This is a genomic window from Nostoc sp. C96 (genome assembly GCF_059384975.1).
In genome coordinates this window covers 6162017-6179449 of the sequence record NZ_CM182020.1, presented here as the reverse complement: position 1 = coordinate 6179449, position 17433 = coordinate 6162017, and the positions used below count along the sequence as shown (strand labels likewise).

General features: G+C 41.9%; 15 protein-coding genes. 4 read left to right on the top strand and 11 right to left on the bottom strand.

Annotated elements, in window-relative coordinates:
* Positions 1-50 precede the first annotated feature (50 nt).
* Positions 51-2363: an NACHT domain-containing protein gene (locus AC504W_RS26280; protein ID WP_494875155.1), complete on the bottom strand. Its 2313-nt coding sequence runs from the start codon at positions 2361-2363 to the stop codon at positions 51-53.
* A 316-nt stretch (positions 2364-2679) separates the two neighbouring features.
* Between AC504W_RS26280 and AC504W_RS26275 the strand changes: the two genes are divergently transcribed.
* Complete coding sequence (locus AC504W_RS26275) at positions 2680-3111, top strand: DUF3775 domain-containing protein (protein ID WP_494875154.1); 432 nt, start codon at positions 2680-2682, stop codon at positions 3109-3111.
* A gap of 20 nt (positions 3112-3131) precedes the next feature.
* On the opposite strand, the gene AC504W_RS26270 is transcribed toward AC504W_RS26275, so the two are convergent.
* On the bottom strand, positions 3132-3956 hold the full coding sequence (locus AC504W_RS26270; RefSeq protein ID WP_494878773.1) for a M90 family metallopeptidase: 825 nt from the start codon (positions 3954-3956) through the stop codon (positions 3132-3134).
* Positions 3957-4056: 100 nt separating this feature from the next.
* On the opposite strand from AC504W_RS26270, the gene AC504W_RS26265 reads away from it, so the two are divergent.
* The 3 genes from AC504W_RS26265 (at position 4057) to AC504W_RS26255 (ending at position 6857) form a co-directional block, all read left to right on the top strand.
* On the top strand, positions 4057-4716 hold the full coding sequence (locus tag AC504W_RS26265; protein ID WP_494875153.1) for a Uma2 family endonuclease: 660 nt from the start codon (positions 4057-4059) through the stop codon (positions 4714-4716).
* A 126-nt stretch (positions 4717-4842) separates the two neighbouring features.
* Positions 4843-6354 (top strand): threonine ammonia-lyase, biosynthetic, encoded by a 1512-nt coding sequence (gene ilvA, locus AC504W_RS26260; protein ID WP_494875152.1) that lies wholly within the window; start codon positions 4843-4845, stop codon positions 6352-6354.
* Positions 6355-6485: 131 nt separating this feature from the next.
* Complete coding sequence (locus AC504W_RS26255; RefSeq protein WP_494875151.1) at positions 6486-6857, top strand: hypothetical protein; 372 nt, start codon at positions 6486-6488, stop codon at positions 6855-6857.
* 88 nt (positions 6858-6945) lie between these two features.
* Here the strand turns inward: AC504W_RS26255 and egtD are convergent, their stop codons facing one another.
* The 9 genes from egtD to AC504W_RS26210 form a co-directional block, all read right to left on the bottom strand.
* Entirely contained in the window at positions 6946-7983 is a 1038-nt protein-coding gene (gene egtD / locus AC504W_RS26250; protein ID WP_494875150.1) for an L-histidine N(alpha)-methyltransferase, read from the bottom strand.
* Positions 7984-8145: 162 nt separating this feature from the next.
* On the bottom strand, positions 8146-9426 hold the full coding sequence (gene egtB, locus AC504W_RS26245; RefSeq protein ID WP_494875149.1) for an ergothioneine biosynthesis protein EgtB: 1281 nt from the start codon (positions 9424-9426) through the stop codon (positions 8146-8148).
* Positions 9398-10189: an ergothioneine biosynthesis protein EgtC gene (gene egtC, locus AC504W_RS26240; RefSeq protein ID WP_096581364.1), complete on the bottom strand. Its 792-nt coding sequence runs from the start codon at positions 10187-10189 to the stop codon at positions 9398-9400. Before egtC ends, egtB begins: the two co-directional genes overlap by 29 nt.
* 261 nt (positions 10190-10450) lie before the next feature.
* A complete protein-coding gene (locus tag AC504W_RS26235) occupies positions 10451-11572 on the bottom strand; it encodes a glycosyltransferase family 4 protein (protein ID WP_494875148.1) in 1122 nt (373 codons plus the stop codon).
* A complete protein-coding gene (locus AC504W_RS26230; RefSeq protein ID WP_494875147.1) occupies positions 11569-13023 on the bottom strand; it encodes an O-antigen ligase domain-containing protein in 1455 nt (484 codons plus the stop codon). The genes AC504W_RS26235 and AC504W_RS26230 overlap by 4 nt, the downstream gene beginning before the upstream one ends.
* A gap of 138 nt (positions 13024-13161) precedes the next feature.
* Complete coding sequence (locus AC504W_RS26225) at positions 13162-14178, bottom strand: glycosyltransferase family 2 protein (RefSeq protein ID WP_494875146.1); 1017 nt, start codon at positions 14176-14178, stop codon at positions 13162-13164.
* Positions 14096-15298, bottom strand: coding sequence for a glycosyltransferase family 4 protein (locus AC504W_RS26220; RefSeq protein ID WP_494879478.1), 1203 nt, complete (start codon positions 15296-15298; stop codon positions 14096-14098). The genes AC504W_RS26225 and AC504W_RS26220 overlap by 83 nt, the downstream gene beginning before the upstream one ends.
* Positions 15299-16291, bottom strand: a complete 993-nt coding sequence (locus AC504W_RS26215) for a glycosyltransferase family 2 protein (RefSeq protein ID WP_494875144.1) — start codon at positions 16289-16291, stop codon at positions 15299-15301.
* Positions 16282-17433 carry a glycosyltransferase family 4 protein gene (locus tag AC504W_RS26210; RefSeq protein WP_494875143.1) on the bottom strand — a complete coding sequence of 384 codons (1152 nt, stop codon included), beginning with the start codon at positions 17431-17433 and terminating at the stop codon, positions 16282-16284. Before AC504W_RS26210 ends, AC504W_RS26215 begins: the two co-directional genes overlap by 10 nt.

Sequence of the window (17433 nt, the reverse complement as noted above, 5' to 3'; positions counted from 1 at the left end):
CGACACAAAACTTATTTAGCCTCATTTTTGAGAAATTTAACGAAAAAAAACTATTGCCATTCCCTGTCTTCCAGTTCTTTTTGCGGCAACAATAAGGTAGCTTCAATTTCTTGCCTAATAGCAGCAGTTACTTCACAATTGCTATGCAGACAATCGAGTAGTAGTTGATTAGCATCGTAGTAGCGTTGTAATACTTGTACTTGCTCAGGGCTAAACTGCCACTGGTGATTAATATTGCGATAGTTCGTCACTATCTTTCTCAACTGTTCCGCCCAGGCCGCATAGCTAGTCTGCATCCACAGCCGAAACCGTGCTTGATTTTGATGAGAATTGGGCAATTGATCTGAAAGTTTTTGCAGGGATTTAGAGAGTCCAACATCAAGAACAATACCCAGAATGTTCGAGAGAGCATCTCCACAGGCGTGGAAGTGGGCAAAGTCCTGACTCTCCTCCATTGCACACTCTAGCAGCAGGTTATCTAAGGCTGCATCGAGAAACATCCCTTGGTCAAGGCTGCTGGCTAAGGCAAAGTGAGGTGCTACGCGGGGAGTCCGACTCAAGGCGAGGTAAAATGCTCGGACTGTCGCATCTTTTGGTTGGCTGGGAATAGTGCGAGATTTTTGGCTTGCCCAAGTTAAAAACTCTTGTATATAAGGGTCTTGGGCTACTAGGGCATCAATTTGCTGCTTCATTAACTGTACCAAAGAGTCCGCACTCCGCAGCATGGTAGCTGTCAACAAGAAGATTTCGCGCCAGTGTGGGTCAGTGATGTGACTAACTAATCCTCCCATTGCTTGCTCAAATGCCTGTAAATTATGGCTGGCAACAATTTTTCGCGCTGTAAAATATTCTTGAAACGCCAGATAGGAGAAGGAGAAAATTCCCCGCGCTCTTTCTGCTAGTAACCCATGTTGCGCCTCTATCGCCTTCAGCGCGGCTTCGCTTTCTATTTGCAGTTCATCTGCATCCATTGACACGTTAGTGAGATTTTGAATATAGTCACCAATGTATTGCTCAACGATGCGTTGCTCAAAAAAGTACTGACCCTGCTCAAATGTGGCTGCGGCAATTTGACTCAATAACTTGAACTTTTGCGGTAATAAGAATCCCCGGTAAACTTCATCCCGTTCCACACCTTTGGCTTCATCCCATTTACCCAATAGCAAATCTAAACCTTGCTTATAAAAATCAGTGCGCTTAGTGGGAAATTTTTCTTGACCGTGAAATACCCAGCAGGCAAGATGCAGAAATAAAGGTGTAACGACGAGTTGGCGGAATTGCCAGTTTTCATCTAAGTCTAGTTTCTGAATAAACTCAACGGACTGGGCTTGACCATCTTCAGTGTTGGTCTTGGTAAAAGCTACAAACCATTTTTGCGCGAAGGCTTGGATTTGTTCTGAGGTAAACGGGGCAATTTCAACATCGGTAAAGCCTCGGAGTCTCAGTCTTTGAGATGCTGTACGACAGGTAGCGACTAACTGATTTTTATGATATTTATCTGAAAAAGAGCGAATTTCGCTTAAGACAGCATTGCTCTGTTGGTTGAGAACTTCATCCATACCATCCAGCAACAATAATACTCTGCCTGCATTGAGTAAGGTTTCGATGACTGAGGTATCGGAAATACCAGATGTGAGGAACTCTTGGCGGATGTAATTTAATAGGCTGAACTCGTTCGTAACTTTAGACTCTTGGGCGAAATTTCTCAGTGTGATAAAGATTGGTACTTGATTAACCGCAAATGCGCCCTGGTTGCACTGAATGGCCAGATGTTGCAAAAAAGTAGTTTTACCTACCCCTGGTTTGCCGAGTACTCTTAGCTTAGAGTATGTTTCAACTGCCCGTTTACCCGGTATTTGTTTCTGAGATACTTCACCTAAGCCAACCCGGTCAAATTCTTTGGGATCAAGGTTTTGTAGTTCTGTAATTTCTAAATACTGAAAACTAGGAATGTCCTCCAGAATATTCACATCTATATATATGTCATCGATCGCCACAGGATGGCTAATATCCAATAACTGCAAAATACCACACTGGTCTTGAATTTTCTCGAAGCGCTGCGATCGCACTTGTTGCACTAGTGTATCAATATCCCAGACAGGGGGCTGGCGTAATTCTTCTCGGTCAAGAAATTCTGCTGGGGGATTAGTCGCAATCTCCCGCCAATTTAATTCCAGCACCGCGCAAATTTCTATAAAGGTATGACGCTCAACCGGACGACCGCTAAAAAATCGCCAAATCGGTTGTCTAGTCTTTATGTTAATTTCTCCAGCTAGGTTGTCTTGTGTCCACCCCTTGCGTACAAATGCTCTTTTAGCCTCTTGAATCCCCTTAAGTGATGCTTGGAGCGATCGCTTGACCATAGGACAAAAAACCTGCTCCCCAGATCCTGAATTTTAACTTTTATTAATATCTGCAATCTTATAGTTTTCTCTGTGATACTAACATTTTACTACTTGAAAGTTATACAAAATTCTAAAGAACCTCTCAAATTTTTGAATTTTTGTGACAAACTCAAACGTTATACATTATATTATACATTTCAAACTGTTGGTAAGACTTAAATTCAAACACTAAACTGTCATAATTAAGTATAAATTGAAGGATTAATTAGTTATTATGTTTTTGCATTAGGAAACTTTTATTTGTGATTTTTGAATTTAATCAATACATAGATATATGATATTTTTGCCAATAAATAAAATAGATAAGCTTCTAGAAATAGCTGAATTAGTTTATGGATCAAGAGGTTCTGGAAGAATAAAACCAGTTGAAACATTTTTAGATAAATTGTCTAATTATTTAGATGATTTCCACACCACTGGAAAATGTTCATTAATCATATTACACAAATATATTGAGGAATTTTCTGAGGAAGAAAAAGCAGAATTAATAGCCTTGATGTGGCTTGGTAGAAGTGTATCCAATGAACCACTACAAGACTTTACCAATTTAGTTAAACAAGTAAGAGAGCTTATCCCGCAGAATTATGCAACAACTTATATTATCCACAACAACTTTTTAGTCAAATACCTGCGTAATGGACTGCAAAAAATTAATATTTGCGCTGCTGCTGCATCCTATAAAATCGTCAGACTGAATATTGATTGACTAGCACAAGGATATCTTGATTAAATCCAATACTCAGGATTGACTTGATAGTATCTGTTTAATAATTCATAAAGCGCTGAATGCTTCTCTAACAATTGCTGTGGCTTTTCAAAAAAAGTCTCCGTCGCCACGGCAAAAAATTCGGCAGGATTAGTCGCACCATAACTATCAATGACAGTTTTGCTATCTTGTTGAAGATCATTACAGAGTTGTTGATATTCTGCTGTCATTACCTGCGCCCAAACAAGATAATCTGATTTATTGGGCAAAATCGGCACACCTTCAGCTTTACCATCTTCTTGGTCTAATTGATGAGCAAATTCATGCAGCACAACATTATGTCCATCATTCCAATTTTGAGTGTCTCGTTGCACCTGTTCCCAAGATAAAATTACTTGGTCTTTCACCCAAGATTCCCCTAGTCTGGCATCGCGTCTTTCTTCTACAACATAATCACTCACTGCCACAGTTTGATTGACAAAATAAGTGCTGGGATAAATCAAAATTGAACGCAATTTAGGAAAGTATGCGCCGCGTTCATTTAGTAGCAGTAAACAAGCAACAGCCGCAATCATAATTTTCATTTCTGCTGTGACTTGCAAGCCTTGACAGCCAATAAATTGTTTTTCTGCTAAAAAGACTTGAATATGTCCTTGCAGTCGTCGGCGTTCTTCGGGAGTTAGGCGTAAGTAAATCGGGAGATTATTCTCAATAACAGCACTCCAAAGGGGCGGAAAAGGACGCTTTTTAATGCGATTTCGCCGCTGTTTAGTCAAAATGGGACTGATAAAAATCGCGGTGACAATCAATCCCAGGATGAGAAAAATAATAATTGCTGCACCCATTGATTTTGTATGATGCTGTGCCACTGCTAGTTAGTATAGCGATCGCACCGCATCACCAGCCATTACACTAGACACATACCCAGATAACTTCATCCCCCCTATGTCTCTTGCTCAAGATTTCAACACTCGTCAAGACACACCAGAAGATGTTATCTTTCCCCCTGGTGACTTATATAGTGATGAGCCTCCGTTGGAAACTGAACTGCATCTACGACAGATCATCTTACTTTTGAAATGTCTGGAATGGTTGTGGCGGGACAAACAAGACTTTTACGCAGCCGCTAACCTAACAATTTACTACAGTCCTAACCAGCGCAAATCGGAAGACTTTCGCGGCCCAGATTTTTTTGTAGTGCTAGGAACTGAACGCCGAACAAGAAAAAGTTGGGTAGTTTGGCAAGAAGAGGGCAAGTATCCTAACATAATTGTCGAAGTTCTGTCGCCAAAAACTGCGGATACCGATAAAGGTTTAAAAAAACAGATTTATCAAGATACTTTTCGTACTCCTGATTATTTTTGGTTTGACCCAGAGAGTTTAGAATTTGCCGGGTATCATTTGTTAGATGGAGTGTATCAACCCTTAGAACCAAATCCTCAAGGGCATTTGTGGAGTCAACAGTTAAATTTATATTTAGGAATTCATCAAGGATTATTGCGATTTTTTACACCTTCAGGCAAATTAATTCCGACACCAGAAGAAGTTGCAGAACGTTTAGCTGCGAAATTACGAGAATTAAATATAGACCCAGACACAATTTAGTTGTTGTATCTCTACAACAACTATTTTCCAGCGAAAAGATCCGCGACTTCTCAAAGAAGTCAGGAATCTGAGTACACAAGTGCCGTAAAATTAACATCTATCTGGCATCTGCTACCCTTTGACACCATGCTCTGCGACTATCTAGTACAAATCCTGACCGCCCGTGTGTACGATGTTGCCCAAGAAAGCCCTCTGGAGTATGCCCCAAATCTTTCCAAGAGACTGAATAACAAGCTGCTATTAAAGCGAGAGGATATGCAGTCGGTGTTTTCTTTCAAGCTGCGGGGTGCATACAACAAAATGGCCAACTTACCGCCAGATTTGTTAGCACAGGGTGTCATTGCGGCTTCGGCGGGAAATCATGCTCAAGGTGTGGCTTTAGCTGCCAGCCGCTTAGGAACAACTGCTATTATCGTTATGCCTGTCACAACACCCCAAGTAAAAGTAGATGCAGTTAAAGCTAGGGGTGGACAAGTTGTTTTGCATGGTAATACCTACGATGACGCATACACTTATGCGCGACAATTAGAAGCAGAAAAAGGCTTAACCTTTATTCATCCTTTTGATGACCCTGATGTAATTGCTGGTCAGGGAACCATCGGTATGGAAATTTTGCGACAATATCAACAACCCATTCACGCAATTTTTGTGGCTATTGGTGGCGGTGGTTTGATTTCGGGAATTGGGGCTTATGTCAAACGGTTACGTCCAGAAATTAAAATTATTGGTGTGGAACCTGTTGATGCGGATGCCATGAACCAATCATTAAAAGCCGGGAAACGGGTGCGGTTATCGCAAGTTGGGTTGTTTGCGGATGGGGTAGCAGTGCGCGAAGTGGGGGAAGAAACCTTCCGCCTGTGCCAAGAATATGTAGATGAAATTATTTTGGTGGATACAGATGATACCTGTGCAGCAATTAAAGATGTCTTTGAAGATACCCGTTCTATTTTAGAACCTGCGGGGGCATTGGCGATCGCAGCTGCCAAAGCCTACGTCGAACGCGAACAAATTCAAGGACAAACCTTAGTTGCTGTGGCTTGCGGTGCAAATATGAATTTTGACCGCCTGCGGTTTGTCGCCGAACGCGCCGAGTTGGGTGAACGCCGGGAAGCCATATTTGCAGTCGCCATTCCCGAAGAACAAGGTAGTCTGCGGAAGTTTTGCGAATGTATCGGTCAACGCAACTTAACTGAGTTTAACTATCGCATTGCCGATGAAAAGGAAGCACATATTTTTGTTGGTGTGCAAATTCAAAACCGTGCTGACAAAGCCAAGATGCTAGAAACTTTTGAAACTTGCGGTTTTAAAACCATCGACTTAACCGATGATGAACTTACCAAATTACATTTACGCCACATGGTTGGTGGACACTCACACCTCGCCCACAATGAATTACTTTATCGGTTTGAGTTTCCTGAACGTCCTGGCGCGTTGATGAAGTTTGTCGGTTCCATGAGTCCCAACTGGAATATCAGTATGTTCCACTATCGCAACAACGGCGCAGACTATGGGCGCATTGTTGTGGGGATGCAGGTACCACCCCATGAAATGCAAGAATGGCAAGCCTTTCTCGATACCCTTGGTTATCAATATTGGGATGAAAGCCAGAATTTGGCATACAAACTATTTTTGGGATAGTACGACAAGGCAAAAGTAAAAAGGCAAAAGTAAGAAGGCAAAAGTAAGAAGTAGATTTCCCCGTAGCCTGTTTATCCCGATAAACGAAAGTTTCGCTAAGATCAGGGTGTTTACTTATTTGTGGTCAAGTTGTGGCTACTGTATCTTGTCCCCGTTGCCATCAAATTGTTGAGAGTCAGGCTATTACCTGTCCCTATTGTCGAACCACACTCAAAGCCTTCGGCCATCCCGGTATTCCCTTGCACCGTGCTAGTGGGGATGAGTATTTGTGTGATAGTTGCACCTATCACGCAGACGACACTTGCAACTTTCCCCAACGTCCCAACGCCAAAGAATGTACCCTTTATCAAAACATTGGCGAATACAAGTTACAGCAAGAACAGCAGCATCATAACAGCAGTTTTGGTACAACTTTTCAAGGTTGGTTAAAACGTAATCAAACTTGGCTATTATTATTTGGTTTATTACTCATTTGTTTAGTCATCGCTGTGGCGACATCTTAATAAAAGATGCTTATTAGCCCCCCTGTTTTTTAAGGGGGGTTGGGGGAATCTTCAAAAACTTAAAACGTTAACTGAACTGTATTAAGCGTTAGACAGATTGCAACTGACATAACAACAAACCAAACCATTGATTTGAGTCTGTCCAGGTTTTAATGGGAACTAAACCTTGTGTTTTGAGTTGTTGTTGAATACTTTCTAGGTTAAATTTGCGCGATATTTCCGTCAAAATAGTTTCGTCTGGGGCAAAATTAACGGTGAGGTTGAGAGATTTTAAGTGTACAGTTTGCGATCGCAAGCTTCGTAAGTGCATCTCAATTTGATGGGCAGTTTCATTATAAAACGCCCAGTGTTCAAACTGGGTTGTATCAAAATCGCCTTCAAATCTGCGATTTAAATGCTCCAGCATATTGATGTTAAACGCTGCTGTCACACCTTGGCGATCGTTGTAAGCTGGTTCCAAAATTTCTTTTGGTTTTTGTAAATCTACTCCTAGTAAGAAATATTCGCCTACTTGCAGAGCATTGGTAATTTGTAAAAAGAAAGCATCACACTCTTCGGGTTTGAGATTTCCCAAAGAACTACCAATAAACCCAATAATTCTACTCGGTGAATGTTTTGGCGGGAGTTGTGCTAAAGCCATTTCATAAGTTCCAGCCAGTGCGTAAACTAGCAATCCCGGATAATCTCTGAGTAACTTTCTCGCGCTATTTTCCAACATTCCAGCACTAACATCTATTGGCAAATAGCGCTGAAGATAACCTAACTTTTGGTAAGCATCCAGCAAAATTCGGGTTTTTGTAGAACTACCACTACCAAGTTCAACTAATTCGCAAGCACCTGTAAGCTTGGCAATTTCACCAGCACACTGTTCTAAAATTGCTGTTTCTGTGCGAGTGACGTAATATTCAGGCAACTCACAGATTTCTTCAAATAGATCAGATCCTTGGTCGTCATAAAAGTAATATGGGGGTAAGGATTTGGGGATTTGAGTTAATCCCTTCACTACATCACTCCCAGCAGTTGATGTAACTACTCGTGTTGCTTCTATCAAACGCTGTATTTGCAACCGTTCTTCAATGCTTTTGAGGGAAGTAACTTTGCTGGTGACAGCTTTAGATATTGTCATTTAACCTCCGCAGAGTTGCAGTAGTAGATTATTGGTCAGCACAAACTTTCTTCTAGCTAGTGAAACACACAGCCATAGCTGATAACATCACGCTTGAGCTAGATTACTCAAGGTTTAACACTAAATTTGCGTATTTACCACTAAAAACACCATAAGTTTTCGTTAATTAAAACTTGTAGCACAGCGGAACCCAGCAAAGATTTGACGTACGTTAGGATGATACCAATTACGAAAACTAGCACGTAATACCCACGGACGAGTTGCCCAACTACCACCTTTTAATACCCGGTGTTGGTTGTCAAAATAAACTTGAGAATAACCCACATAAGGGTAACTTTGGAAACCTTGGTATGGTGCAAACCAAGAATCTGTCCATTCCCAAACATTACCCAGAGTATCAAATAAGCCATATACGCTTTTGCTTTCAGGGTAAGCATTAACTGGGGTGGTCTGAGATATCAGGCGATCGCAATTACAATATTTAGGTGTGGGCATTTCTTCACCCCAAGGATAGGTGCGGCGACGTTTAGCTTGCGCGTCCCAACTAGCGGCTTTTTCCCATTCGGCTTCTGTAGGTAAACGCTTGCCAACAAACCGCGAGTATGCTTCAGCTTCGTACCAACTCACACCACAGACTGGATGATTATCATAACTGCGATCGCTATGCCAATAAAGTGGTTGTGTTACCTGTGCTGTTTGTAGCCATTGCCACCCCGCTTTCGACCACCATCCAGAATTTTCATAGCCTCCCGCCCTCATAAATTCCCGATACTGCCCGCAAGTCACTGGGTAACGGTCAATCCAATAAGTATCCAGATATACTCGATGACAAAGACTCTCATTATCCAACGCATCCAGAGAATTATTTCCCTGCTCAAACTCCCCAGCGGGAATCATCACCATTTGAGTACTGAGTGCTGAATAGTAAGAGGAAACGGGGCAGGGGGCAGGGGGCAAGGGAGAGAAGAATTTCCCCTCTGCACCCTTTGTTATTTTTGACAATTCCCACACATAGCTGAGAATTTCACAGTGTTGACTTTCGTGCTGAATTAAAAACCGCCAGAGACGTTCTTGCGGTTCAATATCAGCGACTTCTAAATATTGCAGCACTTTGTCTCGCACTGTCTGCAAGTAATCACCAATTTCCTCTAAATTGGGTAATTGGACACGTTCACATTTGGGTAAACCATCGGCTGCAAACAACTTACGGTATTGGGGAAATAAACACCTTAAACCTGCACTGTGTTCTAGCAACCATAACGACTCAGTGTAAGCAATATGTCCTAAGTGCCAGCCAACAGGACTAAAATCAGGATGATATTGATTACGAAATGTATTATCGTCTAAATCATCAATTAGCTTTAAAGTTTTTCTGCGGCAATCATTTAAAGCATAATAAATAAATTCTTTGGTGCTAGTAGATTTGCTCAATTTTGATATCACAGTCTTCTCCCACAGTGATGATGCTATTCTCTGGGCAAGGGTTCCAATTACCAGGAAATAAAGGTTCCGAAGCAATAATTACAGAGTTCGGAAAATTTAGATCATCTCGTATCCAGTACAAAGATGGATTTGGTGAACTAACAGAAAAACGCGAAGCTATCAAGCGTTTTCCATCACTTAAAACTATGTTTGCTAAAACCTTGATTTGATGACGTTTTGCTAACTCAGCAATGCCTAACAAAGTAGCGCGTAGTGCATATTCGGGGGGACGATGTTTGTTAATTTGACGCTGAGAAAGTAACAACGCAAATAAATGTTCAGAATCGGTACTTCCATAAATTTTGTCGTAAAAATCGGGTGTTAACGTGCTACGAATTCTGCGGTGTAATGTTTGCCGAAAATTTTCAATGAATCCGTTATGCAAGAATAGCCAATTTTCATGATTAAATGGCTGACAATTGGTAAAATCTACGGCTTGTCCTATTGTAGCGCTACGTACATAACCCAAAATACACTTTGATTCAACGTAACGACTGAGATGGGGTAAGTTAATATCATTCCAAATCGGCGATGTATTTTTATAGATGTAGGGAGCAGTATCTTTATGAGTATGATACCAACCCATGCCAAAACCATCTGCATTTACTACCCCAGAAGTCATTTCGCGGGGTTGGTAACTTTGAACAATCAAAGAATGTTCTGGTTTATACAGAAGATGTTCCAAAGATACAGGCGAACCAAGATAGGCAAGTAAACGGCACATGATAAAAGTATTTACTCCCAATTGCATTACAGAATAAGCTTGTTGGCTGAGAATTTCCTGAATTGTAAATGAGTTTGCCCTATACTCGCCTGCTCCACCCTGCAAGCCTCCTGATGCACTACAATTTTCTCAAGCTATATTATTCTCTGGTAATTAGTAACCTTAAAGACAAAATTATTTACCAAGAATTATGCGTGAAATAAAAGATCCCCGACTTCTTCAAGAAGTCGGGGATCTGAGCATCTCGATATTTAGCTATATTTACGAAACGCTAGGCATCAGAGAACGCAGAGTATTAATGAAATTTTGAGCATAATTCTGAGTAGAAAAATCTAGGGCGCGTTGGCGTGCAGCGAGGGCGACATTTTGGGCAAAATCTTGTTCATTTAGGTAGCGGAGAATTGCGATCGCCAATGCCTCTGGATCACCGTAAGGTGTTAATAAGCCGTTAATGCCATCGGTAATAATTTCGGTGGGGCCGCCAGCATCACCAGCAATTACAGGTTTACCCAACGCCATCGCTTCAATAATCACAATCCCAAATGGTTCTTTATCAGAAGCATGAACAAAAACATCCATTGCTTGCACCCATTCGGGAATGTTGCGTTGCAGTCCTGGCATAATGATTTTTTCTTGCAACCCTAAATTTGCTATCTCTGACTTGAGAAACTCTTCGTAGTCAGGTTCTAAATCGTGCTTACCACCAATCAATACACAATGAGCATCAGGATATTTCTGCAAAACTTTTGGCATTGCTTGTACAAGTACGTGCATTCCTTTCCAGCGTTGCAATCTTCCCACAATCCCAATTAGCGCCCCTTGTGATGGTAAACCTAACTTTTGGCGCGCTTGAGCAGGAGTCGGCAAAATAGAAGTATCAAAACGATCTAAAGCTACCCCCGGATATACCAAATGTACTGGTAGTCGAGGTGTAATTGTTGATTGTGCTGCTTGAATAGCTTTGGTAATAGTGATTACACCACGCGCTGGCATAAGATTAACTAAGCGTTTTAAAAAGTTCTTCCCATCGGGTGTTTCTTGTTGATACCACAGTGTCGGTTTACCTGCTATTAGTCCTGCCAATCCCCCAGTTAAGTGGGATAGCCACATCCAACTGATAATCACATCTACCCGTTCGCGTTTAGCTATGACTGCTATTTTGATAGCTGTGGCAACTAGACGGTGTAATTGGCGAACACGACCACCAGGCACAACTCGCGCATCAATGCCAAGCGATCGCACTTGTTTGACTAAAGAACCATCCTCGCCAAAGATTACCAACCACTCAATCCCACGATTTCGTCCTTGTTGCAACAGATCCCAGAAAGTCATTTCACTGCCGCCACGTTGTTCAGCCAATGGCATGAGAATCATCACTTTCATGTAGTTGACCTCTGTGGAAGTTGAGTTATGTTTTGAGATTTGTGGTATTTGTGTCCTGCCATAGCCATAGCTAAAAATCCCCAAAGAATCATACCGGCAATACTCAGCATCCCACTACCAATAACCAACTGGGCAGCAGCACTTAAACCAATGGCACGGGCTGTACTAATAAAACTATCAAAGCGTGCTTCTGTGTAATTAGCAACGCTGAAAAATATTAAGGTTAATCCACCTAAATAAAATATGGCTCCAAACCAGCCAAGGGTAAAAAACATATCTAAAATACCGCTGTCAATCACAAAAACTTCGATTTGACCAGTTTTTTCATTGACTTTCCAAGTATTTCCTAGGCCATTACCTAATAAATTAGAGAGAGCTAAACTGAGGTTTCTGTCGTAACTTCCCGATCTATCTTTAAAGCTACTATCTTCTTGAAGATTTGTAAAAGTTTCCAAACGAGCTGCCACAACATCAGAAATTGGCTCGATAGTGGTCAACGGTACAACACAAGCAGCTATGACTAAAATTAGGATGATTAGCCGCATTTGAATACGGGCTTTGACGGAACCCATAATCATAATTACTCCGAATAACCAGCCTCCCCAGTTAGTACGTGCTTGTGTCAGCAAAAACGACAAGTAACCAACAGCTGAAGCCGGAAAAATTAAGGGGCCTGAACTGGTAAATAATAACAACAGGCCTGCCTGCATCACTGCACCAAACGGGCCAACCGAATGCAATGTACTCCAAACACGCATTCCAAATGGTACAGGGTTGCCAGAACTCGTAAACAATTTTGATTCTATTAGCCAATATCTATCCCATTCAGGGGCAACGACAAATTGATATATGCCGTAAGCACCAGTTAGTAACACACACCAAAGAAATATACGCTGTAAATTCTGGCGATAGCTAGGATAATCTCGCCAGTTCATGAATAAGTGAAAAGCAAAAATGATCGGACTGAGCCAGTCTAGCAAGCCACGAGCTACGGGAATTGGGGTATTGTAAATTAAACCTACAAGAAAACCATAGGTTACACCGATAAAAGCCAAAATAAAAGGTAAACCTCCCTGACGATAAGTTTGAGGGAAGTGGCGTAAGAAGGTTGCAATTGTGACAAACACCACTAAATAAGGTGCGATCAAAATCTGGCGGGTGGGATCCCAGCCAACTCGGTAGTCAATTAAACGGGCAACTAAGGGTGTCAGGAACCACATCCACCAAGTAAAGCCAATGTATAAAATTGGATGACGTAGGTATAAAAATATCGCTACTAATAAGGCTGTCGCGGGATAAATTAGGCGTAACATTCCAGCCGCACCAGCAAAGTAGCAAGTTAAACTCAGCAATACAAAGCCGATAATTGCTATCCAACCTTGTAGCGATCGCTGTCGGGGTGAAAATGGAGTTTGTAAAAAGCTATTGAATAGTAAAGATTGAGAAATCATACTAATTTGTCATTTGTCATTGGTGAGCCAGTGCGTTGGGGAGACACTGCGGTGGGCGGCTTTGCCGACTTGTAGCAAGTGTCGTCGGGTTACCCGACTTGTTCGCGCAGCGTCTCCGATTAGGAGAAGCAACTGGCGTTAGCGCAGCGTTAGCGACGCAGGAGCGTCACCCGAAGGGTCAATAGTCATGAGTTCTTTTACTCCCCCTGCACCCCTGCACCCCTGCCCCCTGATCTCGGTTTGCCATGTCTGCCAACCTTGCCAGCGTCCGCGCCAGGAGGCGAATAATTTGCGGGTGGCAAGTCGGCCTTGATTGGGGGAAAATCTTAGCCATTGGATAAAGCCGAAACAATCTCTTGTGCCGACTAAGATTGCCCATACCAAGAAGATGAGGCGGCGCAATGGTGATAAATGTTCTAGTAAAACTAGGGTTTCGTTATGAACTAAGTTAATTTGAGCGATCGCATTAAAGTTGTTGCGTTGGTCTTCGTCAAATCGCTGGGCAGGATAATGATCAACTGCTATTTGGGGGTCATAAATCATCTGCCAACCAGCGCGTTTTAAGGTGAGGGTCAAGGCCATTTCAAAATGTACCTGTGCGCCTGTACCTCGCATTCTTTCGTCAAAACGTAATTTGGCGATCGCCTGGGTACGGAAACTCATGTTCACACCTTTGAGAACATCAACAAAGCGTGGTTCACCGACACCAAGGTGATGGTTGCCAATAATCCGCCCAAACCACTGCAATTCACCCACCACAGCACGAGAGTCGTTTTCAATTTTGTCACCGTGATGTATCCAATCACGCCCACCGACACCGCCAATTCTACTATCTGCGAGAAAGTGCGCGTTAATTCGCTCTAACCAATCAGGATGAGGTGCAGCATCATCATCTGTAATAGATAAAACATCTCCCTCAACTGCGGCGAGTCCAGCATTGAGGGCGGCTACTACTCCAGGGATAGCGACTGTGACTGTTTGTAACGGCAGATGATTGGCTGGAAAAGCTTGGAGAAATTGCCAAGTTTGGGTATCTGTATCGCGGACAACGACGATTACTTGATCGACTGGTTTAGTTTGCGCTTGCAGTGCCGAAAGGCAACGAGATAGATCTAGAGGACGGCGATAAGTGGGGATGAGAACTGTGTTCTTCATGCTTTTGTAACTCCTCAAATAGATCCATATAGGTTTGAGCCATAGTTGACCAACTGTATTGTTCGGCGACGGCGCGGGCGGCTTGATCCATTTGTTGCATCAAGGTGCGATCGCCTACTAAAGATGACAACGCAGCGGCTAAGGCCTCAACATCGTCTGAATCTGGTAAAACAATCCCACATTCCGGCGTAACTAACTCTGCACCCCCGGTGGCTGTGGCTGTAATCACAGGTAATCCAGAGGCGAGGGCTTCTAACAAGACCAAGGTGCAAGCTTCATAACGGGAGGGGAACACAAACAAATCAACTGACCGCATAATTTCCGGGATATCACGGCGATAGCCGAGAAAATGTACCCGTTCGCTAATTCCTAAATCAGCCGCTAACTGGGGAAAGGGGCTACCATCGGTACTCCCGACAACAGCTAGGTGCAAATTAGGAACTTGCACCAAGGCCTGTAAAACGCTATCTAAATTCTTCCGTGGTGTACGGATATCTCCGGCAAATAATCCTAAATTTACGTCCTCTGGTAAACCTAATTTTTGGCGAGAGGTGACACCAGGCTGAAATTCTTGCAAATCTACACCGTTAACAATTACCCGAATGAGATCGCGCGGTACGCCAATATTCGTTAATTCTTGGGCAACTTTCTCAGAGACGGCAACAACAACCTGAGCGCGTTGAAAAGCTTGTTTTTCCCAACGGGCATTTAAAGCGGTGTACAACCACTGGTAAAAACCATAAACATCGCGGCGAATGCGGGAAATATGCACAGGCGATCGCAACCAAGAACTGTGGACAAAATGTACAGCATTCACATTGGCAGCAATTTTTGTAATTGCACCGTTGATTTTTAATAAATCGATTTCAGCGCGATTTTTTTGCAACCAAGCAGACGTTTTCTGAGCAAAGATAAAATTACGAATAAACTCACTAGGATAACCATCAACAGAAATTGGCACCCAGGTAACTTGACTATTTTGCTCAATTTCTGGCGCAACTTCACTTGCTAATAATATTAAGTGATGACCACGGCGAATTGCTTCTTGAGTAACTTCATAGTTGACTCTACCTTGACCATCACCTTTTTTTATTTTGTGGGTAACAATGCAAAGTTTCATTTATTTTAATACTCCCAGCAATTGATTAGCTAATGGTGGTGGAGTAAAACCGAGTACCAATGCTACTAGAGTTCTCAAATTCAATTTTTGTTTTCTGATTGCTTGCCATAAATAAGGACGGGCTGCTTTTATTTGCTTATTCCGCAGTAAACCAATCCCTAAAGTTGTATGGGCATCTAACCATTTACTATGAAAATAATCATGAAATTCTTGCAGTCGGCTATCTTCCATAAAGATTTTGTAGCAAAATATTTCGCTTTGGGCTTTGCGAATTTTCGCTGCGGCATTTTTACTCCCACTGAGCATAGTGTCAGTTTGATCATGGGCGCGATAGCGCGTTAATCTTTCGGGATAATAGTAAGCACTATAACCAGAAATAGAGCAGAGGTAAGTTAAATATAAATCCCACATTCCCCCTACTGCTTGGGGAATGCTATCCCAGTTAATTATATGATTACGAATTAAACAAGATGCAGCAGTGGGAATACTTTTATCAATTAAACCGATTTTGGTAAAGTCTTTATGGATACCTGATGCTAGGATATCTCGCTTAAAACCACGGGTATTTTCTTCAGTGCCTACATAATTAATGTTGCCATTGCCATCAATGATATATTGATCAGAAAAAGCCAAAACTAACTTTTGATTAGCTGCTAAAATTGGTACGAGTTTGGCTAAGAAATCTTCATTCCACATATCATCATCGTGGAGACTAGCAACATATTTGCCCCGTGCCATTTTAAAAGCATTCATTTGATTAGACAACATCCCAATATTTTCTGGATGTCGCCAAAATCTAATGCGTGCATCGTTAAAAGATTCGATAATTGGTTGAGGATTTACATCACTACAATTATCGGAAACAATAATTTCAATATTTTGATAAGTTTGGTGAACGGCGCTGGCGATCGCCTGTTTGAGATACTCTGGGCGATTGTAAGTGGGAATAATTACACTAACCAGAGGTTCTTGTAAATTATTATTTATTGACATAAATTTAAGTTGTTAGTTCTAGCATAAAATTCAGCGATAGTTTGGGCATAAATTTCTGTCAACCGCTGAACATGAACATCAATCGTAAATTCTGCTTGATACCAAGCTTGACCTTTTTCACCCATTAATCTAGCTTTGGCATAATTTGTGGCTAATTCATTAATTGCAGCAGCTAACTGTGCAACATGATTAGGCGAAACTAAAATCCCGGTTTTGTTATCTTGTAGGTGTTCGGGAATTCCGCCGACAGCACTAGCAATAACAGGTCGATAACGTGCGTAAGCTTCTAAGGTGACAAAACCCGCAGGTTCAGGCCAAAGACTGGGAAAAATCACCGCCAAGCATTGTTGATAAAGGGTTTCTAATTGTTCGGTGTTACACCAACCATGCCAAATAATGCGATCGCTTAAACCCAAATCATCAGCTAATTTTTCCATATTGGCCTTATCCCAACCATCACCAGCAATATCTAAATGGATATGTTGCTCAGTTTTGGCTAAGGCTTTGAGTAGCCATTCTAAACCTTTGTCAGGAACAATCCGACCAGCAAACAAAATTCGCTGATTTTGATAAATTGTCCGAGTCAAAGGTTCTGTCGCAACTTTGGGTAATTGCACACCACAACGCAGCGTTATAACTCGTTCTGGTGATATCCCCGCCTGGATAATTTGCTGACGCACATATTCACTGTTAGCAATTACGGGAATTTTGAGTTTTTTCAGGTTATTCAGCGGATTGTAAGCATTCCACCAATTACCCAGAATTTTTTTGGGTCGCCGACTACCACAACCATCAACCAGATGACCCCACACACAACCAAGAGGATTCATCACGCGATCGCAAATTTTGTCTCGGTCTGCTAAATATTTTGTCCCACTCGGACAATAACTACAGTGATTATGCAAGGTAAAAATGGCCGGACATTCTTCGCGTAAATCTGCTAAAAATTCTGGGTCGTGAATATGCAGTAATTTGAACTGCTTTTGATCCACTGTCTGAATAGAATCCAGAGGGCGATCGCTAACTTCAATAATTCGAGCATTTACTAAAGAAGCTACATAAGTTTCAATTCCTCCTCCACCATTTATATTAGTGTTAGTACAGTGATGAATCATTTCTGTATTGGTTACGTTTTTGCTCAT